At 67.0% G+C, this 26292-nt stretch carries 25 protein-coding genes; 17 read left to right on the forward strand and 8 right to left on the reverse strand.

Going from position 1 to position 26292, the window contains the following annotated elements:
• The first annotated feature begins 4 nt into the window (after nucleotides 1-4).
• Nucleotides 5-1111, forward strand: coding sequence for a DUF3524 domain-containing protein (locus C998_RS0106690; RefSeq protein WP_038081760.1), 1107 nt, complete (start codon nucleotides 5-7; stop codon nucleotides 1109-1111).
• Here C998_RS0106690 and mltF read toward each other — a convergent pair.
• Complete coding sequence (gene mltF / locus C998_RS0106695; protein ID WP_018870086.1) at nucleotides 1083-2528, reverse strand: membrane-bound lytic murein transglycosylase MltF; 1446 nt, start codon at nucleotides 2526-2528, stop codon at nucleotides 1083-1085. The genes C998_RS0106690 and mltF overlap by 29 nt on opposite strands.
• A gap of 179 nt (nucleotides 2529-2707) precedes the next feature.
• Between mltF and C998_RS0106700 the strand changes: the two genes are divergently transcribed.
• Both C998_RS0106700 and C998_RS0106705 read left to right on the forward strand, forming a co-directional pair.
• Nucleotides 2708-2911, forward strand: a complete 204-nt coding sequence (locus tag C998_RS0106700) for a DUF3185 family protein (RefSeq protein WP_018870087.1) — start codon at nucleotides 2708-2710, stop codon at nucleotides 2909-2911.
• Between the two features lie 90 nt (nucleotides 2912-3001).
• Nucleotides 3002-4300, forward strand: coding sequence for an OmpP1/FadL family transporter (locus C998_RS0106705; RefSeq protein ID WP_018870088.1), 1299 nt, complete (start codon nucleotides 3002-3004; stop codon nucleotides 4298-4300).
• On the opposite strand, the gene C998_RS0106710 is transcribed toward C998_RS0106705, so the two are convergent.
• Nucleotides 4294-5298, reverse strand: a complete 1005-nt coding sequence (locus C998_RS0106710) for a matrixin family metalloprotease (RefSeq protein WP_018870089.1) — start codon at nucleotides 5296-5298, stop codon at nucleotides 4294-4296. The two genes, C998_RS0106705 and C998_RS0106710, sit on opposite strands and share 7 nt — an antisense overlap.
• A gap of 98 nt (nucleotides 5299-5396) precedes the next feature.
• Between C998_RS0106710 and C998_RS0106715 the strand changes: the two genes are divergently transcribed.
• The gene (locus C998_RS0106715) at nucleotides 5397-5819 is read left to right on the forward strand and encodes a DUF3617 family protein (protein ID WP_018870090.1); all 423 of its coding nucleotides are present in this window, start codon (nucleotides 5397-5399) and stop codon (nucleotides 5817-5819) included.
• A gap of 29 nt (nucleotides 5820-5848) precedes the next feature.
• On the opposite strand, the gene C998_RS0106720 is transcribed toward C998_RS0106715, so the two are convergent.
• Nucleotides 5849-6070, reverse strand: coding sequence for a hypothetical protein (locus C998_RS0106720; RefSeq protein WP_018870091.1), 222 nt, complete (start codon nucleotides 6068-6070; stop codon nucleotides 5849-5851).
• Nucleotides 6071-6177: 107 nt separating this feature from the next.
• A complete protein-coding gene (gene hrpB, locus C998_RS0106725) occupies nucleotides 6178-8709 on the reverse strand; it encodes an ATP-dependent helicase HrpB (protein ID WP_018870092.1) in 2532 nt (843 codons plus the stop codon).
• 247 nt (nucleotides 8710-8956) lie between these two features.
• Between hrpB and C998_RS0106730 the strand changes: the two genes are divergently transcribed.
• Entirely contained in the window at nucleotides 8957-9358 is a 402-nt protein-coding gene (locus C998_RS0106730) for a winged helix-turn-helix domain-containing protein (RefSeq protein ID WP_018870093.1), read from the forward strand.
• A gap of 152 nt (nucleotides 9359-9510) precedes the next feature.
• Here the strand turns inward: C998_RS0106730 and C998_RS0106735 are convergent, their stop codons facing one another.
• The gene (locus C998_RS0106735) at nucleotides 9511-9945 is read right to left on the reverse strand and encodes a rhodanese-like domain-containing protein (protein ID WP_018870094.1); all 435 of its coding nucleotides are present in this window, start codon (nucleotides 9943-9945) and stop codon (nucleotides 9511-9513) included.
• Between the two features lie 301 nt (nucleotides 9946-10246).
• On the opposite strand from C998_RS0106735, the gene modA reads away from it, so the two are divergent.
• The 6 genes from modA (at nucleotide 10247) to C998_RS14455 (ending at nucleotide 17361) form a co-directional block, all read left to right on the forward strand.
• Nucleotides 10247-11047, forward strand: coding sequence for a molybdate ABC transporter substrate-binding protein (modA, locus tag C998_RS0106740; protein WP_026279508.1), 801 nt, complete (start codon nucleotides 10247-10249; stop codon nucleotides 11045-11047).
• 6 nt (nucleotides 11048-11053) lie between these two features.
• On the forward strand, nucleotides 11054-11746 hold the full coding sequence (gene modB, locus C998_RS0106745) for a molybdate ABC transporter permease subunit (RefSeq protein WP_018870096.1): 693 nt from the start codon (nucleotides 11054-11056) through the stop codon (nucleotides 11744-11746).
• The gene (gene modC, locus C998_RS0106750) at nucleotides 11743-12849 is read left to right on the forward strand and encodes a molybdenum ABC transporter ATP-binding protein (protein ID WP_026279509.1); all 1107 of its coding nucleotides are present in this window, start codon (nucleotides 11743-11745) and stop codon (nucleotides 12847-12849) included. Before modB ends, modC begins: the two co-directional genes overlap by 4 nt.
• A gap of 156 nt (nucleotides 12850-13005) precedes the next feature.
• Nucleotides 13006-14232 carry an antiviral reverse transcriptase Drt3a gene (gene drt3a / locus C998_RS14810; protein WP_156001269.1) on the forward strand — a complete coding sequence of 409 codons (1227 nt, stop codon included), beginning with the start codon at nucleotides 13006-13008 and terminating at the stop codon, nucleotides 14230-14232.
• A 427-nt stretch (nucleotides 14233-14659) separates the two neighbouring features.
• Nucleotides 14660-16381 (forward strand): RNA-directed DNA polymerase, encoded by a 1722-nt coding sequence (locus C998_RS14450; protein WP_196799379.1) that lies wholly within the window; start codon nucleotides 14660-14662, stop codon nucleotides 16379-16381.
• Between the two features lie 656 nt (nucleotides 16382-17037).
• Nucleotides 17038-17361: a type II toxin-antitoxin system RelE/ParE family toxin gene (locus C998_RS14455; RefSeq protein WP_081617420.1), complete on the forward strand. Its 324-nt coding sequence runs from the start codon at nucleotides 17038-17040 to the stop codon at nucleotides 17359-17361.
• Nucleotides 17362-17400: 39 nt separating this feature from the next.
• Here the strand turns inward: C998_RS14455 and C998_RS0106755 are convergent, their stop codons facing one another.
• Nucleotides 17401-17913, reverse strand: coding sequence for a DsbC family protein (locus C998_RS0106755; RefSeq protein WP_018870098.1), 513 nt, complete (start codon nucleotides 17911-17913; stop codon nucleotides 17401-17403).
• Between the two features lie 226 nt (nucleotides 17914-18139).
• On the opposite strand from C998_RS0106755, the gene pyk reads away from it, so the two are divergent.
• The 6 genes from pyk to C998_RS0106785 all read left to right on the forward strand — a co-directional run bounded on the left by pyk (nucleotide 18140) and on the right by C998_RS0106785 (nucleotide 25136).
• A complete protein-coding gene (pyk, locus tag C998_RS0106760; RefSeq protein WP_018870099.1) occupies nucleotides 18140-19582 on the forward strand; it encodes a pyruvate kinase in 1443 nt (480 codons plus the stop codon).
• Nucleotides 19583-19684: 102 nt separating this feature from the next.
• The gene (locus C998_RS0106765; protein WP_018870100.1) at nucleotides 19685-22138 is read left to right on the forward strand and encodes a Lon protease family protein; all 2454 of its coding nucleotides are present in this window, start codon (nucleotides 19685-19687) and stop codon (nucleotides 22136-22138) included.
• On the forward strand, nucleotides 22131-23000 hold the full coding sequence (locus tag C998_RS0106770; protein WP_018870101.1) for a universal stress protein: 870 nt from the start codon (nucleotides 22131-22133) through the stop codon (nucleotides 22998-23000). Before C998_RS0106765 ends, C998_RS0106770 begins: the two co-directional genes overlap by 8 nt.
• A gap of 72 nt (nucleotides 23001-23072) precedes the next feature.
• A complete protein-coding gene (locus tag C998_RS0106775; RefSeq protein ID WP_018870102.1) occupies nucleotides 23073-23369 on the forward strand; it encodes a DUF3817 domain-containing protein in 297 nt (98 codons plus the stop codon).
• A 22-nt stretch (nucleotides 23370-23391) separates the two neighbouring features.
• Entirely contained in the window at nucleotides 23392-24372 is a 981-nt protein-coding gene (locus tag C998_RS0106780; RefSeq protein ID WP_018870103.1) for a daunorubicin resistance protein DrrA family ABC transporter ATP-binding protein, read from the forward strand.
• A complete protein-coding gene (locus C998_RS0106785; RefSeq protein ID WP_018870104.1) occupies nucleotides 24369-25136 on the forward strand; it encodes an ABC transporter permease in 768 nt (255 codons plus the stop codon). The genes C998_RS0106780 and C998_RS0106785 overlap by 4 nt, the downstream gene beginning before the upstream one ends.
• A 97-nt stretch (nucleotides 25137-25233) precedes the next feature.
• On the opposite strand, the gene C998_RS0106790 is transcribed toward C998_RS0106785, so the two are convergent.
• Together C998_RS0106790 and C998_RS0106795 are read right to left on the reverse strand one after the other, a co-directional pair.
• Nucleotides 25234-25740: a DsrE family protein gene (locus C998_RS0106790; protein WP_018870105.1), complete on the reverse strand. Its 507-nt coding sequence runs from the start codon at nucleotides 25738-25740 to the stop codon at nucleotides 25234-25236.
• Nucleotides 25741-25783: 43 nt separating this feature from the next.
• Nucleotides 25784-26290, reverse strand: coding sequence for a DsrE family protein (locus C998_RS0106795; protein WP_026279510.1), 507 nt, complete (start codon nucleotides 26288-26290; stop codon nucleotides 25784-25786).
• Nucleotides 26291-26292: the final 2 nt, after the last annotated feature.

Genomic DNA, 26292 nt, shown 5'->3' on the forward strand with positions numbered 1-26292 from the left:
CCGAATGAACCGGGAAATACGTCCACGCGTGCTGCTGCTGTCGGCCTATCGTGCCGACAGCCATGCCGCGTGGGCGGACGCCCTGGTGACCGCCTTTCCCGGCATCGACTGGCAGCGCTTCGAACTGCCCGGGCGCCATTTCCGCTGGCGCATCCGCGGCAACCCGATCTCGTGGCTGGATGCGCTGGAAGGCGTGCGCCCCGATGCGATCGTCGCCACCTCGATGGTGGATCTGGCCACGCTGCGGGGCCTGCACCCGCCGCTGGCGGCCCTGCCCGCGCTGTACTACTTCCACGAAAACCAGTTCGCCTACCCGGTGGGCGAGCATCAGGTGCGCTCCATCGAGCCGCAGATAGTGCAGGTCTACGGCGCGCTGTCCGCCGGGCGCATCGCATTCAACTCCGCATTCAATCGCGATTCCTTCCTCGACGGCCTGCGGGCCCTGTTGCGGCGCATGCCCGACGCAGTCCCGCCCGGCGTCCCCGAACGCCTGGCCGAGCGGGCCCGCGTACTCCCGGTCCCGGTCGCGCCGCCGCGGCGCCCCGACGGGGGAACACCCGAACGTGACCCGGGACTGATCCTGTGGAACCATCGCTGGGAATACGACAAGCGCCCGGAACTCTTCGCCGACGCCCTGGAAAGACTGGCCGCGCGCGGGCGGGACTTCCGCCTGGCCCTGCTGGGTCCGCGTCCGGAACCGCCCCCCGACGCCCTGCAGCGCATCCGGCAGCGTTTCGGTGCATGCATCGTCGCCGACGGGCGCGTGCCACGGGAGGAATACGACGCCCTGCTGCGGCGCGCGGGCATCGTGGTCAGCAGCACCGCACACGAATTCCAGGGACTGTCGATGCTGGAGGCCAGCGGCGCCGGCGCGCGTCCGCTGGTCCCGGACGCCCTTTGCTACCCGGAGCAGTACCCGCCCGAATACCGCTATCCGGCCGGCGACCCCGAGGCCCTGGCCGCGCGACTGGAACGCTGGCTCACCGACGGCCTGCCGCCACCGGTGGACGTCTCGGCGCTGGAAACCGACGCGCTGCTGCCGGCCTGGGCGCGGGCCCTGGAGGACCTGACCGGGAGCGTGCTCAGTCCAGCGCCACTCGCGACCCGGTGAGCGGCGCCGATTCGTCCTCGACGAACACCGGCCGGATCACGTCGCGGTAGTTGCGGATGCGCTGGACGTAGTACACCGGCTGGTAGCCACGCGCATAGCCGTAACGCAGGTCGCTGTAGTAACGCTCCTCGGTCAGCAGTGGCAGCACCTCGCGCATGTCCGCCCAGCGGTCGGGATCGCGGCCCAGCTCGCGCGCCAGGCGCCGCGCGTCCAGCAGATGCCCGCGGCCGATGTTGTAGCTGGCCAGCGCGAGATAGGTGCGGTCCGGTTCCGGAATGTCCTCATCCAGGCGCTCGTGCATCTGACGCAGGTAACGCGCGCCGCCGCGAATGCTCTGCTCCGGATCCAGGCGATCCTCGATCCCCAGCTCCTGCGCGGTGCGCTGCGTCAGCATCATCAGGCCGCGCACCCCGGTGGGACTGCGGGCTTCCGGATCCCAGTGCGACTCCTGGTAGGCCAGCGCGGCCAGCAGATCGGCGGGCATTTCGTACTCGTCCGCGGCCTCCTCGAACACCGGCCGGAAATCCGGCAGCCGCTGGTCGATGCGCCGGGTCAGCGCGCGCAGGTCGACGAAGTCGAATTCGGGTACATAGGCGTAGTACAGCTCGTCCACCCGGGCGCGGGCCTGCGTGCCCTCGTCGGTGTCCATCCAGGCGCGCGCCTGTGCGGCCAGCCCCTCGAAATCGGGGTGCAGGTACCAGCCGATCGCGCGGACGTCACTCAGGTCGAAGGCCACTTCCAGATGCGGGAACATGCGCCGATTGAGTTCGGCGATATGCGAGTCCGCCACGGTGCAGTCCAGCCGGCCCTCTTCCACGGCCGCCAGCAGCCGCTCGGTACCCTCGGGCTCGGCACGGTAGGGCACGGGCTCCTCCAGCGCCTGCAGCGTTTCCACGTAGGCACTGCTGGCACTCACCGCCAGCTCCAGCCCGTCCAGGTCGGCGGCCGTCTGCGGCTGCGGACGCTGGTCACGATGACAGACGACCTGCTCGGTCACCTCGGTGTGCTGCGGCCCGCGGAGGAAATCGGCATCGCGCGACTCGAGGTGCGTGAGCCCGGCCGCGGCCATGTGGACCTCTCCCGAGGCGAGGGCCCGCAGCACGGCATCGACCGAATCCACCACCTGCCACTCGACGTCCCAGCCGCGGGCGTCGGCGAACGCCTCCACCAGATCGTGTTCGGGGCCCGCGGTCTCGGTATGGCGGTCGTAGAACCAGGCGGTGGGTGCGTTGCGGGTGACCACCACCAGTTCGCCCGCTTCCTCCGGATGCGCCAGCGCGGACGCCTCCACCCCGGGCACCTCGGACTGCCCTTCGCCGGGGCCGCAGGCCATCAGTATGGCCGCGCCGGCGACCATCAGGCCCGACCGAAACCAGTGACGCGCATGCTGCGAACGATTGAGCAAGATCGATGACATGAGATCCCTCCCGATTGGCTGTCTCCTGACAACCCACTATCCTGAATGGTCATTGCTACCTTCGAGCACTGAGACCCCGTTCACAACCAACCCCGACATGATCAGGGTTGGGATGCGGAACCCGCAGCCGCGCCGGATGATCCACCAAAGCAGCCTCGACCGCCGCCAGGGACACCGACATGGAATACGCCCCACTGCTGGACATCTTCGGCATCATCCTGCTGGTCGCCGGCGCCATTACCGCGCTGGTCGCCGTGCAGGATGCATTCACCCGGCGCGAACGGGCACGCCCGGTGATCGGCCGCTTCACCGCCCGCACCCTGGGGCTGGCCGGTGGCGGCGCGGCGGCCGCCGCCATCGGGCTCGCCCTGCTGCTGATTTAAGCCGGCCCTTGTATCCGGCCGGCGGGGTCGCTACCTTCGGCTGCCAGTCGGATCACGAGAATCCGTGTCACGGGTGTGAAGGGGGGAACCATGCCTGTTCGACCGCGCCATCTCGCGGCCGCGGCCATCGCCGTGCCGCTCGGTCTGGCCCCGGCCACCGTGCTGGCCGCCGGCTTCTACCTGCAGGAACAGGGGGTGACCGGCCTGGGCCGGGCCTATGCCGGTGAGGCCGCCGTCGCCTCCGACGCCAGCACCATCTATTTCAACCCCGCCGGCATGACCCGCCTGGAAAGCGCCGAGGTGCAGGCCGGTGCGCATCTGCTGTTCCCGCGCTCCAGCACCCGCAACGACGGCTCGCGCTTCACGAATGCGAACGGCCAGACGTCGCCCGTGGAGGGCAGCGAGGGCGACAACCCCTACGACCCCACCCCGCTGCCCAGTTTCTACTGGGCCGAGCCACAGTCGGATCGCGTATGGCTGGGCTTCGGCCTGGGCACCCATTTCGGACTGAAGGGCGAGTACGACGACGATTTCTTCGCCCGCTACGACTCGCTGGAGACCGACCTGCGGGTGCTCAACCTGCAGCCCAGCATCGCCGTGCAGGTCAGCGACCGGGTCTCCGTCGGCGGTGGCATCGACCTGCAGTACGCCGATGCCACGCTGCGTGCGGCCATCCCGGACCCGATTGGTCCGGACCCGGCACTCGACGGCGAATACCGCCTGGAAGGGGACAGCTGGGACGTGGGGTACAACCTCGGCGTGCTGATCGACCTCGCGGACACCACTCGCCTCGGGTTGCACTATCGCAGCGGGGTGACCCACACGCTCAAGGGCACTGCCCGGGTGTCCATGCCCGAAAACGGCCCGATCAGCCGACCGGTGATCGCAACCGGCGAGGCCGACCTCAAGCTCCCGGACATCGCCAGCGCCGCGCTCAGCCATCGCTTCAACGAACGCTGGACCGGGCTGCTGCAGTACACCTGGTTCAAGTGGTCGAACTTCGACGAGATCGCGGTGGAGTCCAGCCACCCACTGGCCGAACAGGAGCTGGAGCAGGACTATCGCAACAGCTACGCCCTGGCGATCGGGGCCGAATACGAGCTCAACCCGGCCTGGACCCTGCGCGGCGGCATCCAGTACGACCGCACCCCCACCCGCGACAGCCACCGCTCGACCCGAACCCCGGACGGCGACCGCACCTGGCTGTCGCTGGGGGCCTCCTGGCATCCGTCGGAACGACTGAGCGTCGACCTCGGCTACTCCTACGTCCACGTGTCGAGCGAGGACATCGAACTGACCCGCGAATTCGACACCGGCACGGTGGAATACAGCGGCAGCACCCGCGGGCGGGTGAACATCCTGTCGGCAGGGCTGCGCTACCGCTACTGACCCCGTGCGGGCCCGGTGGGCCCGGTGGACTCGGTGGTCACGTCGCAGGCCTGTTCCAGCGCACGCCGGTCGGCCTCCGCGAGTCGCTCGCGCCCCGCATTCTCGGCACCCAGACTGGCGTGCATCACCGCCGCCGGATCCGCAACATGGCCGATGCCCAGCGCATGGCCCAGCTCGTGCGCCAGCACCAGCGTCAGCCGTTCGCGGTCGGCGGCCTGATAGACCGTGATGGCGCGTCCGTCGGCGGACTGTTCGTACAGTCCCACGTTGAATCCGGTCGCTCCGCGCGAGCGCTCGTTGTGACCGTCCGCACGGGCATTGTAGTCCGCGATCGCCGCGTCCAGCTCCGCCCGGCGTTGTTCCAGTTCTTCGCGGCGTTCGTCCAGGCGCTCGGCCCGGCGGTTCAGCTGGCGCCGCTGGCCCTCGATGGCCTCCGCTTCGCGCTCCAGCCGCGCGCGACGCGCCTCGCTGCGGCTCCCCTCGCCGGCATTCCAGGCGGAAACGTCGCGCCGGTGAGCCGCCTGGCGCTCTGCCAGGTCTTCGCGGTCTTCCCCATGGCGGCGGAGGTCCGCCTCCAGCGCGGAGCGCGCGTGATCCAGACGATCGCGCCGTCGCTCGATCTCCGCGTACCGTTCTTCCAGCCCCGAGCGGACCTGCTCGCGCCGCAGGGCCTCGGCCTGCCGCTCGTCGAACACCAGCCGCACGGCCACGCCCTCGCCCGCCCGCTCACGAAACAGCCGGGCGTCGGTCACCGCCTCCCACATCCGGCGGGCATCGCGCAGGGCCGCGCGCACTTCGTGTTCCTCCAGACCGAACGCCGTGTCCACCCGATCGAGATGAAAGGTCACCGGGAGCCGGCACCCCGGCGCAACCGGGTGCTCCGCGAACGCGGCCGGGGCCGGCGCGTCCGCCTCCCGCGCGTCGTCCTGCACCAGCTCGCGCCAGGCTCCGGCCGCGACCAGCACAACGATCAGCGGCAACCACCAGCGTCCCGTCATTGCGTACTCCTCGTCCCCTCCAAATGCAGAGTTGCCACACCTCCGGCCCCCATGCAAGATGGACCGGGAAAGCCCTTTTCCGCATCCGGAGAACCGTCATGCTGCGATTCCTGATCCCGCTGGCCCTGCTGGCCCTGCCCGTGGCCGCCCAGGCCGAGACCCCCAACCTCGAACCCGGTGAATGGGAGTACACCCATACGACCACCATCGAAGGCATGCCCCAGATGCAGGACCAGGTCGAAGTCACCCGCGAATGCGTGACGCAGGAGGACATCGAAAAGGGCGAGGACGTCATCGAGGTTCCGGAAGAATGCACCCTGGATCACGTGGACGTCCGCTCCGACGGCGCCGACTTCGCCATGACCTGCACCGATCCGCAGGGCGGCCGCGCCACCATGGAAGGCGAGATGCGCTTCATGGGAACGCGTTCCGAAGGCACCATGACCACCGACGTCGACAGCCCCATGGGCCCGATGACGATCATCATGGAGATCGAGGGCGAGCGCATCGGGGACTGCTGACCCGTGGCTCGACCCGCGGGACGAACGGACTACAGCAGTCCCAGATGTTCCGTCAGCAGGTACCAGACGACATAGCCCCCGTACAGGATCAGGAAGATCACGCTGAGGATGGTGATCGGCCGATAACCCTTGATCCGCACCTCGTAGGAGATGTCCTCGCCGCGTGCCCGGCGGCGGCGCACCTCCAGCCAGCGCGACACCCGCCACCAGATGAACAGCAGGATCAGGATCGCGGTCAGGAACTTCAGCATCGGGGGAATCTTCTCGCAGTGGTGCTGAACGCGACACTACCCGAGAACGCCGCGCGCCGCATCGTGGACCCGATCCGGAGCCGGACTCCGGGGGGCGGTCCCCGCGATCACCGCCGCTTTGCATGCCGGGTCGCGGGCGCATCCCAGGGGTCCTCGGGCCACGGATGCTTCGGATAACGCCCCTTCAGCTCGCGGCGCACCTCCGGGTAGCCGTTCGCCCAGAAGCTCTTCAGGTCCTGGGTGACCTGCACCGGGCGCCCGGCCGGTGACAGCAGATGCAGCATCACCGCCACCCGGCCGCCGGCAACCGTCGGGGTATCGGTCAGGCCGAACAGCTCCTGCAGCTTGACCGCCAGCACCGGCGGCTCGCAGGTGTAGTCGACCCGGTGGGCGGAACCGGACGGCACCTCGATGCGCGCCGGCGCCTCGCGTTCCAGTTGCTGCTGCTGGGCCCAGTCCAGGCGTGCGCGCAGGATCGCCGCCAGATCGAGGCGTTCCAGATCGCGCCGCCGCGTGATCCCGGCGAGATACGGCCCCAGCCACTGCTCGAAGTCCGCCAGCAGCGCGGCATCGCTCATATCCGGAAACCCCGCCTCCGGCATCGCCTCGTGCAGCAGGTGGATGCGGGCGCGGAGCTGACTGGCCGCCGCGTCCCACGGCAGCCGCTCCAGCCCCTCGCGGCGCAGCCGTGCGCACCACGGGGCGACGGTGTCGGCGGGATCCGCCAGCGCGATCATCTGCCGTTCGATCACCAGCGTGCCGACCCGGCGGATACGCGCATTCTCCAGGCGCGCTCCGTCCTCCACCCAGTCGCAGCGCGTCTCGCGGTGGAACAGCTCCGGCGCCTCGCGTTCCAGCACCGCCGGATCCAGCGCCACCGCGCAGCGGATGCGGGCCTCGCGTTCGGCATCGCTGCAGTCCACCGCCACCAGGAATTCCGCATGCGCCAGGCGTTCGCGCTCCGGCAGCACCGCGCCGCGGCCGTTGCCCATCACGAAACGCCCGGCCGTGCCGCCACGATGCCGGGCGATGCGCTCCGGCCAGGCCAGCGCGGCCAGCACGTCCAGGGCGGCGGGCTCGTCCATTGCCTCGTTCGCCGCCGCTTCGCCGGCTTCGGCCGCACCCGGGACCCGTTCCAGCCCCTGCTCCAGACGCCGCAGGGATCGCTGCCAGGCACGTCCGCCCGCGCGCCGGGCCCGCTCCAGCCGCAACTCCAGATCCAGGGGCATCTCCGGTCCGGCCAGACCCGGCTCCTCCACCAGCACCGCCAGCTCACAGGCCAGCCGCGACCACCCGCGTTCCTGCGCACGCAGCAGCATGTGCGCCAGCCGCGGATGGGTCGGAAGGCGCAGCAGCGCACGCCCGTGATCGGTGATGCGCCCCGCTGCGTCCACCGCGCCCAGTTCCGCGAGCAGCGCCTGCGCCGAGGCCAGTCCCTGCGCCGGGGGCGGTTCCAGCCAGTCCAGCCCGGCCACCGGCTCGCCCCAGCCCGCCAGCTCCAGCGCCAGCGGCAGAAGGTCCACCTGGCGCAGTCCCGGGGTTGCGTAATCCGGCCGGGCGACCTCGTCCGCCTGCGCCCACAGCCGGATCGCGACGCCGGGTTCGGTGCGTCCGGCACGCCCGGCACGCTGTTCGGCCGCGGCCTTCGAGGCCGCCACCGTCACCAGGCGCGAAAGCCCGGTGGCCGCATCGAAACGCGGCTCGCGGGCCAGCCCCGCATCCACCACCACCCGCACGCCTTCGATGGTCAGGCTGGTCTCGGCGATGTCGGTGGCCAGCACCACCTTGCGTTCGCCCGCCGGCGCCGGCTGCACCGCGCGCGCCTGCTCCTCCGCGGCCAGACGACCGAACAGCGGCACGACCCGCGCATAACCGGACGGCGTATCCAGGCCGGCGTCCCCGCCCGCCTGCAGCCGCGCGGCCACCTCGCGGATCTCGCGCTCCCCGGGCAGGAAGACCAGCAGGGACCCCGTCTCGGCCGCCAGCGCCTCGCGCACCGCCCCGGCCACCGCGTCCGCCAGCGACGCGTCCGGCGCCGGCGGCGCATGCCGCACATCCACCGGAAACTGCCGGCCGCGTGCCCGCAGGACCGGCACGGGTTCGGCCCCGCCCTCTGATCCGCCCCCGGCCAGCAGGCGCGCGACCGCATCGTCATCCAGGGTGGCCGACATCACCACGATGCGCAGCTCCGGGCGCAGCAGCCGGCGCACCTGCAGCGCGAAGGCCAGCGCCAGCTCCGCCTCCGGCCGACGCAGGTGGAATTCATCGAAGACCAGGGTATCGACGCCCTCGAGCAGCGGGTCGGCCTGGATGCGGCGCAGGAAGATCCCGTCGGTGACCAGCTCCACCCGGGTCTGCGCCGACACCTGCTGCGCGTCGCGCACGCGATAGCCCACCGTCTGCCCCACGGCCTCGCCGCACTGCCCGGCCATGAACGTAGCCGCCATGCGCGCGGCCAGACGCCGCGGCTGCAGCACCACCACGCGCCCGGGCGAATCCCCGAAGGCCAGATGCAGCGGCACTCGGGTCGTCTTGCCCGCCCCGGGCTCGGCCACCAGCACCGCCGCCCCGTGCGAGGACAGCGCCGCATCCAGCGGGCCCAGCAGATCCTCCAGCGCCGCCGCTTCTTCCCGCGCCATCGTCGCGCTCATCGCGAACGGGTCAGCCGCCACCGGACACCGCGGCCGACGCGGCCGAGACGGAACGGGGCCGATCTGGAAAGATTGCTCACCATGTCCTCAGTCTCGCAGATCCCGCCGCACCGCGCCGCCTGCCGAGCTTACACCGGGCGCACACCGGGTCCATACCGGGCTCATACCCGGCACATGCCTCGCAATCCGCGGCCTTTCACGGCACCATCCCCGCAGATTTCGACCATGGCCGACCATGAGCAGCGACCCCGACAACCCCGACAGCGCCCCCAACAGCGGAAACCGGCATGACCCGACGCCCCGCCTGCGGATCCTGCTGGGCGAGGTGACGGCCCTCGGACCGGGCAAGGCACGCCTGCTGGAGGCCATCCGGAGCGCGGGTTCGATCTCCGGTGCGGCGCGTGACATGGGCATGTCCTATCGCCGGGCCTGGAACCTGGTGGAGACCATGAACCGCAGCTTCCGCGAACCCCTGGTGGACACCGCCCGCGGCGGCACCCGGGGCGGCGGCGCGCGGGTCACGCCGCTGGGCGAGGACGTCCTCGCCCGCTACCGCCGCATGGAGGAGCGCGCCGCCGAGGCCATCCGCGACGAGCTCGACGCCATGCGCCCGCTGCTCCGCGACGACAACGAATAGCCCGCATATCTGACCATATTGGCTATGGGCTATGGGACTATGCGGGTATGTGGGTATGTGGGTATGTGGGTATGTGGGAGCGTGCTCGCACGCGAACACCCCGACGCCCTCAAGGGCCCCGGCCGTGACGAAACCGCCGCGGCCCGCGACCCTCAATCCGCCTCCCCGGCCCCCTGCCACCCGCGAAACCCCTCGCGCACCGACAGGCTGCGTACATACCCCAGATCGCGCAGCAGCTGCGCCGCCCGCAGGCTGCGCCGCCCGCTGTTGCACAGGCACAGCAGGATCTGATCCTGGCGCACATGGTGCTGGTTGATCAGCGACAGGAAGTGCTGGAAGTCCCGCTCGTCCGGCTCGTCCGCATCCAGCAGCTCCTGTTCTTCTTCCGACAGATGCTTGCCCAGCAGCTGCTTCAGCCGGAACAGCGGCACCGATACCGCACCATCCACCGCGCCTTCCAGCTCCAGCTCGAACGGCTGGCGGATGTCCAGCAGTACCGCCAGCCCGATATCCACCAGCTCGCGCGACGCATCCACGCTGATCTCCAGCTGCGGTTCGTCCATCGGTTCGTTCGTTTCGTTACTCATGCGCACTCCTTCAAAAAGGCGCTGAATCGAGGCATCCCGGATCCGGAATGCACGGCCGGCCGGCGGTCCCCCGGCCCCTGCGGCCACCGGGCCCGACCGCCCGATGCTTGACCGGGTTCATCGAGCCCGTTATGTTTCATTAAACATAACGCGAATGCAAAAATCCCCGCCGACCCGACACCCGGATCCTCCACCCGTGGCCCGATCCCGTGCAAAAAGCACGAGCACCCCCGTGCGGGAAAGAACGAACCGACAAGGCGTTCCCCCGGGGCACTCGGCCGGAAGAAAAGGACGCCCGATGATGCACCTGCGCACCCTGCTCCTGACCCTGTTCCTGTTGCTGCCCGGCCTGGTGGCCGCCAACGACCCGCTGACCATCGCCGCCGCCTCCGACCTGCGCTTCGCGCTGGACGAGATCATCGAGGAATACGAGCGCGAACACCCGGACGACGCGGTGCGCGTGACCTACGGCTCTTCCGGGCGCATGACCACGCAGATCATGAACGGCGCGCCGTACGACGTCTTCTTCTCCGCCGATATCGCCTACCCGCAGAAGCTGCGCGCCGAGGGCCATGCGTTGACCGAACCGGAGGTGTACGCCATCGGCCGCATCGTGCTGTGGAGCAACCGCATGGATGCCTCCACGATGACACTGGAAGACCTGACGCGCGACGACATCCGCCGCGTCGCCATCGCCTCGCCCACCCACGCGCCCTACGGCGTGCGCGCGATGGAAGCGCTCAAGTCCGCGGGTGTCTGGGACGCGCTGCAGCCGAAGATCGTCAACGGCGACAACATCGCCCAGACCGCGCGCATGGTCCAGGCCGGCGGTGCCGAGATCGGCGTCATCGCCCTGTCGCTGGCCGAGTTCCCGGACCTGGCCGAGCACCCGCACCACCTGATCGACGACGCCCTGCACGAACCCCTGACCCAGGGCTTCATCATCACCCGACGCGGCGAACACAACGAGGCCGCGCGCCGCTTCGCCGACTACATGCACGGCGACACCGCCCGCGACATCATGCGCCGCTACGGCTTCGTGATGCCCGGCGACGACCTCGCCGAAAACCGCTCCGCCGAAGCCGCCACGGCCGCCCCGTAAGCGCCCATGTTCGACCTGAGCCCCACGGACTGGATGGCGATCGAGGTCACCCTCAAGCTCGCGCTCTACACCACGCTGATCCTGCTGGTGATCGCCACGCCCATCGCCTGGTGGCTGGCCAACGGCCGTGCCCCCGGCGGGCTGCGCACCGCGGTGCAGGCGCTGGTCGCCCTGCCGCTGGTGCTGCCGCCCACCGTGTTGGGCTTCTATCTATTGGTCCTGCTGGGCCCGGCCGGCCCGGTCGGCAGCACGCTGGAGAACTGGGGCCTGAACCACCTGGCCTTCACCTTCCAGGGCATCCTGATCGCCTCGGTGATCTACTCCCTGCCGTTCGCGGTGCAGCCGCTGCAGCAGGCCTTCGCCAACCTCGGCCGCCGCCCGGTGGAGATCGCCGGCTCGCTGGGCGCCGGGCGCATCGACCGTTTCTTCACCGTCATCCTGCCGATGACCCGCGGCGGCTTCATCGTCGCCGCCACCCTCGCCTTCGCCCACACCCTCGGCGAGTTCGGCGTGATCCTGATGCTGGGCGGCGCGATCCCCGGCGAGACCCAGGTGCTGTCCATCCTGATCTACGACCACGCCGAGGCCATGGACTTCGAGGCCGCCCACCGCCTGTCGCTGGGCCTGCTGATCTTCGCCTTCGCGGTGCTGTTCGTGGTCTACGCGATCAACCGCCGCTTCGACACGGTGCGCCCGTGACCGGCCCCATGACCGAGACCCTGCGGATCAAGGCGCGGCTGGAGCGCGCAGGCTTCACCCTGGACGTGGACACCGCCTTCCCGCTGCAGGGCGTCACCGCCCTGTTCGGCCGCTCCGGCTGCGGCAAGACCACACTGCTGCGCATTATCGCGGGGCTGGAGCACGCGCCCGGCGCCGAGGTGCACTTCGGCGCCACCCCCTGGCAATCCGGCAAGACCTTCGTCCCGCTGCACCGCCGCCGCGTCGGCCTGGTGTTCCAGGAATCCACCCTGCTGCCGCACCTGTCGGTGCGCGGCAACCTGCTCTACGGCTACAAGCGCACACCGGAGCCCCTGCGCCGCCTGCACATGGACGAGGTCGCCGACCTGCTCGGCATCGACGAGCTCCTGGAGCGCCGCGCCGACCAGCTCTCCGGCGGCCAGCGCCAGCGCGTCGCCCTCGGCCGCGCCCTGCTCACCAGCCCCGACCTGCTGCTGCTCGACGAACCCCTGAACGCCCTGGACACCCAGACCCGGCGCGAGATCATGCCCTTCCTCGCGCGGCTGTCCGAGGAGACCGGCATCCCCACCCTGCTCGTCACCCACGCCCCGGACGAGGTCGAACGCCTCGCCCACCGCGTCGCCTTCATGCACCAGGGCCGCCTGGAACGCCTGGAACCCCTGCGCGAGGCGCTCGCCCGCGCCGACTCCCCCCTGTTCCGCGAACAGGGCGCCGTCTCCGTCCTTCAGGGCGAACTGGGCCCGCCCGACGAACACGGCCTGCACCCCTTCGGCCCGCCCGAGGCCCGCTACCGCGTACCGTCCACCCCGGGCGCCACCAACGGCGCCGGGCGCCCGGCCCGCCTGCGCATCGACGCCCGCGACGTTGCCCTCGCCCTCTCCGCGCCCGACGACGTCTCCGTCCTCAACATCGTCCCCGTCACCATCGAGTCCCTCGACGAGGCCCCCGGCCACCACGGTCCCGCGCGCATCCTCGCCGTCTGCCGCCAGCACGACGGCCAGACCCTGATGGCCGAACTCACCCGCCTCTCCGCCGAACGCCTGCGCCTCCAACCCGGCACCCGCGCCCACGCCCTCGTCAAAGCCGTCGCCTTTCTCGACTAGCTTGTTCCACGCCCACCGCATCGACAGACCCCATCAACACGAACCCACATTCCTAACCCAACACACGCATCCCTTTCTTGAATTGACCCATCCGCACAAAACCACCAAGATCCACCCTTCGCGCAACACTTTTTTAACGTTTGCCGGAGACTCACAATGTACTGGACCCAACTCATCCGACGTTCTATCCATGACACTCTGATCACCTCCGACCACTACAAATCCGGAAGAATTGAAGAGGTGATCGCCAAACATCAGGCAGATACCTTATCCGCCACCGACCCAAACCGAGGCCCGTTCGAAGCCAAACGTGCATCATTCAATAAGAAGCCGGGATTGCAACTTACCAACCCACACGAAAAGATTGTCGACTTTGCGACCACCCAAATACTTCGACACGAACTAACAATAGCCACAACCCCTAGACACCAACAAATCGGGCAACTCATCTACTCACTACGAGAGCTTGGACCCGCGACCCTCTATCGATTTGACGTATCCGCCTTTTTCGAATCCTTCGACAGACCCACCCTCGTAGACCAAGTCAATCGCCGACTGCGGGCAAGCGGCCCCGTAAAGCGGTCACTCTCTCGTTACAATCGAACGTGCGACGCAAACGGCATACCAGGCATCGCTCGCGGCATCGGGATGAGCTCCGCGCTCACCGAATACGCAATGCAAGACATTGACCTCTACTTTCTTCGTGACCACGAAACGTACTTCTACGGCCGGTTCGTCGACGACATCATAATAATTCGCGCAAAAAACAAATACAGCCACCCCATCAATGAAACACTGCAAACGTTACTAGACCGCGTACCTGGTGACCTACAGATAAACAAGAACCCCGAAAAACACCGAGCCATAGACGTCAACAAGACCGAATGCCCGATGCGCGAGCCATTCACCTACTTAGGCTACATATTTAGTTGCAGATCAGACCACTCGGTTTCGGTCGATATAAGCCCGGCAAAAACTAAAAGAATAAAGTCTAAAATCATCCGGTGCTTCATGGAGTTCAAAAGGCACCAAAACTTCACCACCCTTAAAGACTCCCTAAAACTTCTCGCATCCAATACCGCGCTCGTCAGGCGCGGGGTCAAATCGCAAGCCATGCTTACGGGGATCTACTACAATTACCCACACCTAACCCCTGACTGCTATGACGCCGGAGCCTTACCCTCTATCGACGCATTCCTTCGCTCGATCCTATATGGAACCAAAACGCCACTATCCCGAGGCCTCCGTGCCCACCTGTCGCCGGAACAACGGCGTCAGTTGCTTTCGATATCATTCACAGCGGGTCATAAACTACGGCTGTTCCACAGAGTCTCGCCCTCGCGCGCTCGCCGGCTGATTGAAGGTTGGTCGCATGGCACATAACCGCAAGTTCCGTACCCAAGATGAGCGAGCCTTCTTGCGATCCGACACACTCCGTGCACTCTGGAGTGACACTCATCCGGAAGAACTCCCTCTTTTCCTTGACAACTACGGGTTGCATCACAATCTCCAGCGCCTTTCACTAACCAACTGTCAACGCTTCACGGAAGCACGGACAGCCACCCACCACCCCAACGAGTCCGCGTGGCTCGCCAGCTTCATAGCGAAACTAATGGACCCTATCCAAGGGACGCACGAAATCCCCTTGCATTTTATTTCACGAACATCTGAAGGCAAATCGAGACATATCGCTCTTCCTCACTGTAAAAGCCAAATCCGCTTCGCGTTTTTTCTTCATGAAGAATCTGATCGAATCTTACAGGCAACCTCACGATCCCCCTTAACACTACGAGCCCCCTGCGGAATCGGCGTGGATCGAGTAAAGCTAGAAACCGCCGTGACACACAGACGCCCAAAACCTCAACTGGATAACTCGGATACCAAAAGCTCGCTGGTTGAGACATCCGAGGAAATGCAACCCCGCCAGTTCTTTCTCTATCGCGGCTACCGTAGGCTATATAAATTCTTTGGCTCAAAGAGTTTTCTTTCCAACGAAGAACAATATCCGATACTCGCGAGCCTAGACGTTCAAGCAGCTTTCCCGAGCATCTACACACATTCCATAGCTTGGGCCATACGTGGAAAATTACACACCAAGGAGAATATAGAACCTGTAAAGGGAAGGCAGCATAAAAGGTCCGGTCGAGTTCAGCCCTTTGGGCCCTATTTTGACTATGTAATGCAACGCGCTAACTGGAACGAGACCCACGGCATTATCGTTGGCCCTGAGATAAGCCGAATATTTGCTGAGATAATATTCCAACAGATCGACTTGAACATCCTCTCCGATTTAGACGACAGATCCGAGATGTCTGTCGAGCCGGAAACGTGCCCTTCTTTCCTAATTTATAGGTACGTAGACAACTACTACGTGTTCTGCTCAACCGACGCCGATGCCAAGCATGCGATTAGCATAATCGAGGCAAGGCTCAGCGAATACAATCTACGTTTGAACCAACATAAAACCAACGTTCTTTCGCGTCCATTTCTCGACTTGCACGGGGTTCAATCCCAGACAATCGGGAGAACCATCGGCGCGGCAGTTCAGGCGCTAGACGAACTCATTCAAGCACGTTGTGACACAGCGAAGGGGACGCTCAAGGGAGAGTCGGACACGATAGAGTCCACCACCAAGGAGCTTCACCGATGGCAACGTAAGTTCCTTCAAGACATTCGGCTTTCTTGCGCACAAAGCGGTGGCCTATCTAATGCGGCCGCGCGTGTCCCGGGTGTGATACGCATGCGAGCCCTGAGGCTGGCGGAAGGTCATCCCGCTCTTCCCGCTAGCATCCGTAGAAGCTTGATATGGATTTATATAGATATAGCAGCATACTTCGCCTCGATTCGCCCTACAGATAGCACAGGGATTGCGCTTTCTACGGCAATCTTGTGTTGGCAAGAGATACTCAACGGGGAAGATTCCGATCCGTCGATCCTTTGGCATCATGAACGCATTTTCAATCGTGTGGTTGAGGTATTGAACTCTCTAAAGCCTCACAGAGAGTTCAATACGGACGCCAGTAGCGATACCATCGGACCGCCAGACAACAGCACGCCTATTATCGTTAACCTACTTGCAACACTGTCCCATTTCCCTACTCCATTTAGCTTGGAGCCTGATGAGACACTCTCATACCTTGGGATCGATCCGAATTACTTCACCGCCAGAGATTATCTTAACGTGATCGGGTTTTTGTTTTACTTTAACAAAAGAAATGGAGAGATACCGTTCGGAATCGCGATCTGCAACCGCGCTGGGGAGCTTCTAGAACGGGAAGGGGTTGTTAATACAGGCGTATTGCACCTCGCTCTAGATATAATGAGTTGCAAAGGAATCCCACGGACCGCTCGCTATTTATTACTCGAAAGACTCACGAATGCCGCTGAGGCACCGAAGGTGTATATAAAGACCAACGCCGGGAAAGACGAAATTTGTCGCCAATTCGAGGAACATCCTTGGTTCGTTGACTGGGAAGGCCGGGTGGGACTATGGCGAAGAGTACGGCGCCGCGCAGTTCGACAGATCTATTAGGATTCTAGTACCATATCGGTTGCTGGGGCGGAGGCTGCACGACGGCTGGTTTGGCCGGAACCTATCCCTTGGGCATTCGCCTCTTGGCGGGTCGCATGGGAAGTTCAGCTAATACTCGTCGAGTTCGCGATCGCCCGACGACTTGGTTGAACACACACCATAGCAGCCTATCGTCTCAGCACTTTCCAACTTTGATGTGCGAGCAACACAGGCGAGCCCATTACTGGGCCGGACCTTGATAACAGGCTGAAAACAACGAGCCAGTGTCCGGCCGAAGGGCTTCATAGGGTCTTATTCGGCCAATTCTCGGGCAGAAAAGGGCGGTCAGAGGTTTCCAGGGGCAAGCGGCCTTCCACTGCCCCCCTGGCCCGTGATGGCGAGGTCCCGCCAGGGGCCGTGGCCAACTCCACACGCTACCCCTGACGACCACCTCGATCAGCACCGGGTCATCCACCGAGATCGCCACGGCGCTGCGCGCCTCGCGATGACGCCGTTTGGTGGTGCGGTCGAGAGCTGGACAACGGGACACTCCCCACCCTCCGCGACGGCCTCCTCAACACTGAAGGACGAACCTGCTTTGAGCCGTCGCGGCTTCACGCGGGTCTTGACCACTCGGCCCGGGTGTCGCGTATTGCGCAACACCCACCCCTAGGAACATGATCGAGTCGTTTCGGCACAAGGGACTGCGCCGCTTCTACGAGTCAGGCAGCGTGACAGGGATACAGCCTCGACATGCAGGACGTCCGAGAATACTGCTGGCAGCGCTGGATACGGCGGCCACGGTCGAAGACATGGATATTCCCGGGTGCCACCTGCACCGACTGAAGGGCACTGCAAAGGGACGCTGGAGCATCCGGGTCAGCGGCAACTGGCATCTGACCAACGAACAACCAGGCGCGAAGCCCGGCAAGCAGGTGCGCGACGGGCAAGGTGGCTGCCTCCGGCCGGGTCAGCGTCCAGGCATCCACCGATATCGCTAAGAACCAGAGGGGGCCTCCAGCGCATGGAGAATACGCTGCTTACCGGGCCGCCTCGGCTTCCAGCATGTCTGCGAGTTCGGCAGCGGGGACCAGGCCGTACCTGATCTGCCCCTTGGGGGTGATGATGGTGGGGGTACCCAGGAAACGGTGCTCCCGGGCGATGGCCAGATGATCGGCCACGGGATTCGGGCAACCTTCCGCCTTTACTTCGGTCCCGCCCAGCTTGGCCCGCGTGATGGCATCCTGCCGGTCGTCACTGCACCACACCGCCTCCATCTGCTCGAAGGCGTTGCCGATGACGGGAAACGCCGCATAGCGAATGCGGATGTCCCACAGGAGGTAGTCGTCGATTTGCTGGTGGAACTCGCGGCAATAGGGGCAGTTGACGTCGGTAAAGACCGTCACGGTGTACCGGGGGTCCTCCGGCTCAAAGACGATGAGCTCGTCCTCGTCCAGGCCCTCCACCAGTTGCACGATCTCGGCCTGCCGTTCCCCGGCGGCCGCGTTGCCGCTCAGGCCGAACACCAGAAGCGCCACGGCCACCAGGACCATGGGCCATGTGCAGATCCCGTTCGTCCGTATCACGTGCACCACCCTTCCGGCTTGATATGTTGACAGCCGTGGTTTGTCGGCCTGGCGATCCCCTGCCCCGAAACACATACCCATGGACCATTGAGAGGTATCCGGGTTCCGGATGGAGGACGCCCGCCAGGCTCGGTGGCGACAGACTTTCGCGGACGGTTTACTCTCGATGGCATTGATCGAGCAAGGGTCTGTCATGCCGTTTCCCGCACAGAAGACGAAGATCGTGGCCACCATCGGGCCGGCGTCCGATTCACCGGAGACGCTGCGGCGGATGATGCAGGCCGGGCTGAACGTGGTGCGGCTGAACTTCTCGCATGGCGATCCCGCCTGTCACGCCGGCCTGATCGCGCGGATCCGCGAAGCGGCGCAGGAAACCGGGACCCGTGTGGCCATCCTCGGGGATCTGCCGGGGCCGAAGATGCGCATCGGCGAGCTGGCCGAGGAGCCGATCGAGCTGGAGCCGGGTCAGGGCATCACGCTGACCACCCGGGAGTGCATCGGGGACGCCTCGCGGGTCAGCGTGTCGTTCTCCGGGTTGCCGGAGGCGGTGCAGCCGGGCGATGCGCTGTTTTTGAACGACGGCTACATCGAGCTGGAGGTGGAGTCGGTCGCCGGGCCCGACGTCAGCTGCCGCGTGCAGACCGGCGGGGAGCTGCGCTCGCGCAAGGGGCTGAACCTGCCGGGCATCGATCTGGGCATCCGCGCCTTCACGCTGGACGATCACGCATGGCTGCGGTTTGCGGCGCAGCACGGGGTGGACGCGGTCAGCCAGAGTTTCGTGGTCGACGGCGAGGACATCCTGGCGGTGCGCAAGGCCGCGGAGGATCTGGGCTACAACCCCTTCATCATCGCGAAGATCGAGCGCGCCGACGCGCTGGAGCAGCTCGACAGCATCCTCGAGACGGCCGACGGCATCATGGTGGCGCGCGGGGATCTGGGGGTGGAGATCCCGATCGCGAGCATCGCGCTGGCCCAGCGCCGCATCACTCGCCGTGCCAACCGGCACAACCGCCCGGTGATCACCGCCACGCAGATGCTGGAGTCGATGGTGAACTCACGCCGGCCCACGCGCGCCGAGGCCACCGACGTGGCGAATGCCATCCTCGGCGGCACCGACTGCGTGATGCTCTCCGGCGAGTCCGCGATGGGGCGCTATCCGGTGGAATCCGTGGCGATGCTGGCGGCCATCGCCCGTTCGATCGAACCGGAACGCGACGCCGCCGCGGGCACCGACCACCCCGACGAACCCGACCTGCCCGGGCAGGAGCGCGCCGCCGACCTGATCGCGCGCAGCGTATTCCACACCGCGCACCGAAGCCGACCGCAGGTCACGCTGGTACCCACGCTCAGCGGCGCCACCGCCCGACGCATCGCCGGCCTGGGCCTGCCCTGCTGGATCGCGGCCTTTACGCCGCACCCTGAAACCGCTCAGGGCCTGCAGTTTTCCTACGGTGTCCGGCCGGAGGCCGTGGCCGAGGACCGCAGCGACTGGAACGACTTCGCGCACCAGTGGCTCGCGGAGAACGGCATCAACGAAGGCCTGGCCCTGCTCGTCCAGGGCCCCTCCGAGCCGCACCCCTCGGGCAATCACCGCCTGGAGCTGCTGGAACTGGACTCGGTCCACACACAGAGCTGATCCCGGCTGCGGGAGCGCGGCCCGGCAACCCCGGGGTGCAGGCCTTTGTCGCCGGGGCAGGTATCCGGCTATGGTCCGGGGTACGGATCAAGGAGAGCTGGCATGACCCGACCGAAACCCCTGGACGCGGAACGGACCTACCATCGCTGCCCGCCGGAGCAGCTCGAATTCGACACCACCGAAGAGCTGGAAGAACTGGAACTCCCCTGCGGCCAGGAGCGGCTGCTGCGCGCGCTGGAATTCGGGGCGGGCATGCGCAGCGCGGGGTTCAATCTGTTCGTGCTCGGCCCCGAGGGCAGCGACCGGCACGATCTGGTGCGGCGTTTTCTCGCCCGTCGCGCGGCCAGCGAAGAGGTTCCGCCGGACTGGTGCCACATGTTCAACTTCGACCGGCCGGAACGCCCCCACGCGATTCGCCTGCCGGCCGGCGAGGGACGTCAGCTGCGCGATGATCTCGAGAATCTGGTCGAGGAGATGCGCACCAGCATCCCCGCCGCCTTCGAGAGCGACGAATACCAGGGGCGGCTGCGGGAACTGCAGGAGGAGATGTCCGAACGCCAGAACGAAGGCGTCCGCGAGGTCCAGGAAGAGGCCAACAAGCACGACATCGAGCTGGTCAGCACCCCCAGCGGCTTCACCTTCGCGCCCGTGCGTGACGGCGAGGTCCTGGACCCGGAGGAATACGAAAAGCTGCCGGAGGAAGAACGCGAGCGCATCGAGCAGAAGGCCGAGGAACTGCAGAAACAGCTGCAGCAGGCCATCCAGCAGGTGCCCCGCCTGCGCAAGGAGCTGCGGGAGAAGGTCCACTCGCTGAACGAGGAGATGGTGCAGCTGACCCTCGGCGGCCCGATCCGCGAACTGAAGGAGAAGTGGGCGCACCTGCCGCGGGTGGCGGAACAGCTCGACGCCATCCACGGGCACGTGGTGGAACACGCCGAGGCCTTCCGCGGCGGCCACGACGAACAGGGCGGGCAGGATGGGCAGAGCGGGCAGGATCACGCGCCCCCGGAAGCGCTGCTGGCCCGTTTCCGCGCCAATCTGCTGGTGGACCATGCGGAAACCGAAGGGGCGCCGGTGATCTACGAGGACCTGCCCAATCACCAGCATCTGACCGGCCAGATTGAACACCACGTGCACAACGGCGCGCTGTACACCGACTTCTCGCTGATCCGCGCCGGTGCGCTGCACCACGCCAGCGGCGGCTATCTGATCCTCGACGCCCGGCGGGTGCTGATGCAGCCGATGGCGTGGGACAGCCTGAAGCGCGTGCTGTTCTCCGGCGAGATCCGCATCGAGTCGCTGGAGCGGCTCTACGGCCTGGTCAGCACTGTCAGCCTGGAACCCGAACCGGTCCCGGTCTCGCCCAAGGTGGTGCTGGTGGGCGACCGCCTGCTGTACTACCTGCTGTCGCATTACGACCCGGACTTCGCCGAGCTGTTCAAGGTCGAGGCCGACTTCGAGGACGACCTCGAGCGCGACGAGGCCGGTTACGCCCTGTACGCGCGCATGCTCGCCAGCATGGCGCGGCGCGACGAGCTGCGCCCGCTGGACCGCGGCGCCGTGGCCCGCACCATCGAACACGCCAGCCGTCTGGCCGGGGACCAGACCAGGCTCACCGCCCATGACCGCACCCTGCGCGACCTGCTGATGGAGGCCGACCACTGGGCGCGCCAGGCAGAGGCCGGAACCATCGGCGCCGCCCACATCGAACGCGCGATCGAGGAACGCATCGAGCGCTCGGCACGCGTGCAACGGCGCAGCCTGGAGCAGATCCGCCGCGGCACGGTGATGATCGCCACGGAAGGCAGGCAGACGGCCCAGGTCAATGGCCTGTCCGTGATGCAGCTGGGCAGCCACCTGTTCGGACGCCCCATGCGCATCACCGCGACCGCGCGGCCGGGCAAGGGCCAGGTCATCGACATCGAGCGGGAGGCCAGACTGGCCGGGCCGATCCACAGCAAGAGCGTGATGATCCTTTCACGCTTTCTCGCCAGCCGTTACACCGGGGATGCGGAGCTGTCGCTGTCGGCCAGTCTCGCCTTCGAACAGTCCTACGGCGGGATCGAGGGCGATTCCGCGTCGGTCGCCGAGATCTGTGCCCTGCTGTCGGCCATCGCGCGGATCCCGCTGAAGCAGGCGCTGGCGGTGACCGGCTCGGTCAACCAGCACGGCGAGGTCCAGGCCGTCGGCGGGGTCAACGAAAAGATCGAGGGGTTCTTCGATGTCTGTCGGGAAGCGGGCGAGATGAACGGCCACGGCGTGCTCATCCCGGCCAGCAACGTCGAGCACCTGATGCTGCGCCGCGACGTGCGCGAGGCCGTGGCCGCCGGCCGCTTCCACGTGTACCCGCTGCGCACGGTGGACGACGCCGTTGCCCTGCTCGCCGACATGCCCCCGGGGGAAGCGGACGCCGATGGCGAGTTCCCGGCGGAGAGCTTCAACCGCGCGGTCGCCGACCGGCTGGCGACCTTCGCCCGCCTTGCGCGGCATCGCCGGCACGACGACGCGGGCGCCGAGGACGCCGAACCCGTTCCTCGGGACGAGGACGATGACTGACCCCGCGGGCACGCAGCCGCCCCCGTCGACGGAGGCCGGGCGCATCCTGGTCCTGCTCGACGCCTCGCGCGCCAGCCAGGCCGCGCTCGAGGCCGCGGCGACGCTGGCCTCCACGCTGCAGGGCGAACTGCAGGCGATCTTTGTCGAGGAGGCCGATCTGCTGCGCAGCGCCGCCTTTCCCTTCACCCGCGAGATCGGTTCGCTCTCCGGGCAGCCGCGGCCGCTGGAAACCGGGCCGCTGGAGACCCGCCTGCGGCGCCGGGCCACCCACCTCCGCCGTGCGGCCGAACAGGCCGCCGCGCGTGCAAAGATCCGCTGCTCGCTCGAGGTCCGCCGCGGCTCGGTGCACCGCGAGGTGCTCGCGCTGACCACCCCCGATGATTTCCTCGTGCTGGGCAAGATCGGCTGGTCGGCCGCGACCGGCAACCGCCTGGGCTCCACCGCGCGCCGCCTGATCCATGAAGCCCCGGGACGGGTCCACCTCACCGGCACCCGGCCGACACGTCCCGACAGCCCGGTCCTGGTGGTGGCCGATGCCCCGGAGACCGCGCACGAAGCCCTCGCCTTCGCCCGCGCCCGGGCCCGCCAGCAACGGCGCCCCCTGATCGTGCTGCTCGTCCCGCTGGACGACCCCGACGCCGTGCGGGAGCGGGACCGGGCCCTGAGCGAATGGGCGGCGACCGACGACCCTCCGGTGCGGGTTCAGTCGCTGCGCTCGAGCGCTCCCCGCGAGCTGCTCCGCGCACTGGAACGTCAGCCGGCGGCCGAAGTGGTGCTCGGCCGCGAGAGCCCGCTGCTGGCCGGCCCGCAGGGCGACGCCCTGCTCGGCGCTCTCGAGCCCTCGGTCACCATCACCCCCTAAGGGAAACACTGATCCATGTACACGCTCGCGTGCTACCCTTCGCGACCGTTTCACCAGCGATACCGGAAGGCCATGAAATACTTTCGCGCGATCAGCGTGATCGAGGGCATCTCCCTGATCACCCTGCTGTTTGTCGCCATGCCGCTGCGCACCTATGCGGACATGCACATGGCGGTCACCTGGGTCGGCTGGATCCATGGCATCCTGTTTCTGATCTATGCGGCCGCCACCGTGGTGGCCAGCCACCTGCGCGGCTGGTCGGTGTTCAAATGGCTGGTGGTCCTGGCAATGGGCGTGGTGCCCTTCGGGTTCCTGTACGTGGACTGGATGATCCGACGCGAGCTGACGCGCGAGCTGCAGCACGCCTGACCGTCCGCAAACGGAGGCAAGCGTGGACAACACCATCGAGGTGGAAGGCCTGGTCCGGGATTTCGCCGGCACCCGTGCGGTGGACGGGGTCAGCCTGCAGGTCCCGGCCGGCCATGTGCTCGGGCTGCTGGGCCCGAACGGCGCCGGCAAGACCACCACGGTGCGCATGCTGGCGACCCTGCTGTCCCCCACCGCCGGTCGCGCGCGGGTCGGTGGCCTCGATGTGGTCGACGAGGCGGCGCGGGTGCGCGAGATCATCGGCCTGACCGGCCAGTACGCCTCGGTGGACGAGAAGCTGACCGGACGCGAGAACCTGATCCTGATCGCCCGTCTGCTGGGCATGAAGCGCGCCGCCGCCCGAGCCCGCGCCGACGAGCTGCTGGCCGACTTCTCCCTGCAGGAGGCCGGGAACCGCCCGGTGCAGACCTATTCCGGCGGGATGCGCCGGCGGCTGGATCTGGCCGCCAGCCTGGTCGGCCGCCCGCGCATCCTGTTCCTCGACGAACCTTCCACCGGACTGGACCCACGTGCCCGCCGCGACCTGTGGGCGCGGGTACGCCGGCTGCAGGACGCCGGCACCACGGTGCTGCTGACCACTCAGTACCTCGAGGAGGCGGATGCGCTGGCCGATTCCATCGTGGTGCTGGATCAGGGCCGCGTGATCGCCGAGGGCACGGCCGCGGAGCTGAAGGCCCGGGTCGGCACGCGCACGCTGTTCCTGCGCCTGGCGCAGGCAGACCAGGCCGATGCGGCCGCCCGCCAGGTGGCCGCGCTCACCGGCAGCGAACCGCATGTAGAAGGCGAGACCGTCAGCGCACCGGTGGCCGAGGCCTCGCTGCTGCCGGCGGTGCTGCGCGAGCTGGATGCCGCCGGGATCGAGGTCGCGGAGCTGGGCCTGCGCAGCGCCAGCCTGGACGACGTATTCCTGTCACTCACCGGGCAGACCGGCAGCGCCGACGCGCTGGCCGATTCCGCCGGGCACAGCGGGGAGGATGCCGCATGAACGCCCTCGACCAGACCCTCGCGCTGGCCTGGCGCAGCCTGGTGCAGGTGCGCCGCAATCCGTGGGAGCTGGGGGACTACTCCATCCAGCCGATCCTGTTCCTGGTGCTGTTCCTGTTCGTGTTCGGCGGGGCCATCGCCGGCTCGCCGGATGACTACCTCGCCTTCGTGCTGCCAGGCGTGATCGTGATGAACATGCTGTTCGTCACGGTGTATGTCGGCCACGGCCTCAACACCGACCTGACCCGCGGGGTGTTCGACCGCTTCCGCGCCCTGCCCATCCCGCGCTGGGCGCCGCTGGCCGGCCGCATCCTCGCGGACGTAGTGAAGCAGGTGCTGTGCATCGCCCTGCTGCTGATCGTGGGCTACCTGCTGGGCTTCCGCCTGGCCACCTCCTTCGGCCATCTGCTGGTCATGGTACTGCTGGTGCTGACCTTCGCGGTGGCGTTCTCCTGGGTGATGGTGCTGGTCGGCGTGCTCGCGCGCGACCCGGAACACGTGCAGCTGTTCGGCTTCACCGCGCTGTTCCCGGTCACGTTCGTCAGCTCGGCGTTTGTCCCGGTGGAGACCATGCCCGCGTGGCTGCAGGGCTTCGTCCAGGCCAATCCGGTATCGCTCCTGACCGACGCCGCGCGCGGGCTGATGAACGCCGACGGAGCGGTCGCGGCCCCGGCGCTCGCATCGCTGGCCTGGGCGGCGGGGATCGCGGCGGTGTTCGCGCCGTTGTCGGTGTGGGTGCTCAACCGCCGGCTGGCGCGCGGCTGAGCCCCGGCGGGCGCTACGCCCGCAGGTGGCCGGACAGAAAAAAGGCCGCTGCACGGATGCAACGGCCCAAAGGCCCCGTGTGATGGGGTGTGCGGGTTCAGTAGACCGGCACCAGCGCGTAACCCTGGTTCTGGTAGCCCATCACCGCGATGAATCCGCTGCGAACCGGCTTGATCGGCTCCAGGATGGTGTCGTTGTCCACGCCGTAGGCGCGGGTGGCGGCCGAGCAGACTTCCATCTGCACGCCCAGTTCATCCAGCCGGTCCACTGCCTTCGCGATCTCCTCCAGGGTCTCCGCGTGGTCGATGTCGACCTCCGGCTCCGGATCGGTGGTGATGAACTTGACCGCCTCGGCGATGAACACCATGCGCAGGTCGGGCTCCACGCCCTCCTTGAGCAGGTTCTCGTGGTTGGTGGCGATGCCGCGCAGGTACGCCAGCATTACGTCCGGATCGGACTTGCGCATGTCGTAGACCGCCCGCATGGTCTCGATGCCCTGGGTCGCCTCGCGGTTATCCAGGCCCTCGTCGTCGGCGACCGCCGGCACGGCCAGACCGAGCGGCAGGACGCAGGCGAAAAAGATGCTCAGTATCGTTTTTCTCATGTAGTTTCCTCCTCCTGGTGGTTTTCCGGTTCTCTTCCCGGGGTCAGTAGATCGGGATCACCGCATAGCCCTGCGCCTGATACCCGGTCAGCGACACGAAGGTATTGCGTACGGGATCAATACCCGGCAGAAGGTCGTGGTTCTCCACGCCAAACAGGCGCGTGGCCACCGAACAGGCCTCCATCCGCACGCCCTTCTCGCGCAGCGCGGCGATGTGCTCCTCGATCGCGTCCAGATGCTCGAACTGCGTCAGTTCGAACCGCTCGCGGTCCTCGCTGACCATGGTCACCGCCAGCCCGCGGAAGGCGAGGATCATGTCCGGCTCCACGCCCTGGTCGGTGAAGTCCTCGTGGGTCTCGCGGATCACCATCAGGTACAGCGCCAGCCCCTCGGGGTCGCTGTTGTTGAGATCGAACACCACGCGCCCGGTCTCGACGCCCTCCAGCGCCTTCGCGTCGGTGGGTTCGGCGCCGGCTTCGGCGGCGGACACCGCCAGCATTGGCCATGCGGCCAGCGCCAGCAGCAACGGCAGTACGGCCATTCTTTTCATCA

It is taken from the genome of Thioalkalivibrio sp. ALgr3, from assembly GCF_000377325.1.
Classification (GTDB): Bacteria; Pseudomonadota; Gammaproteobacteria; order Ectothiorhodospirales; family Ectothiorhodospiraceae; genus Thioalkalivibrio.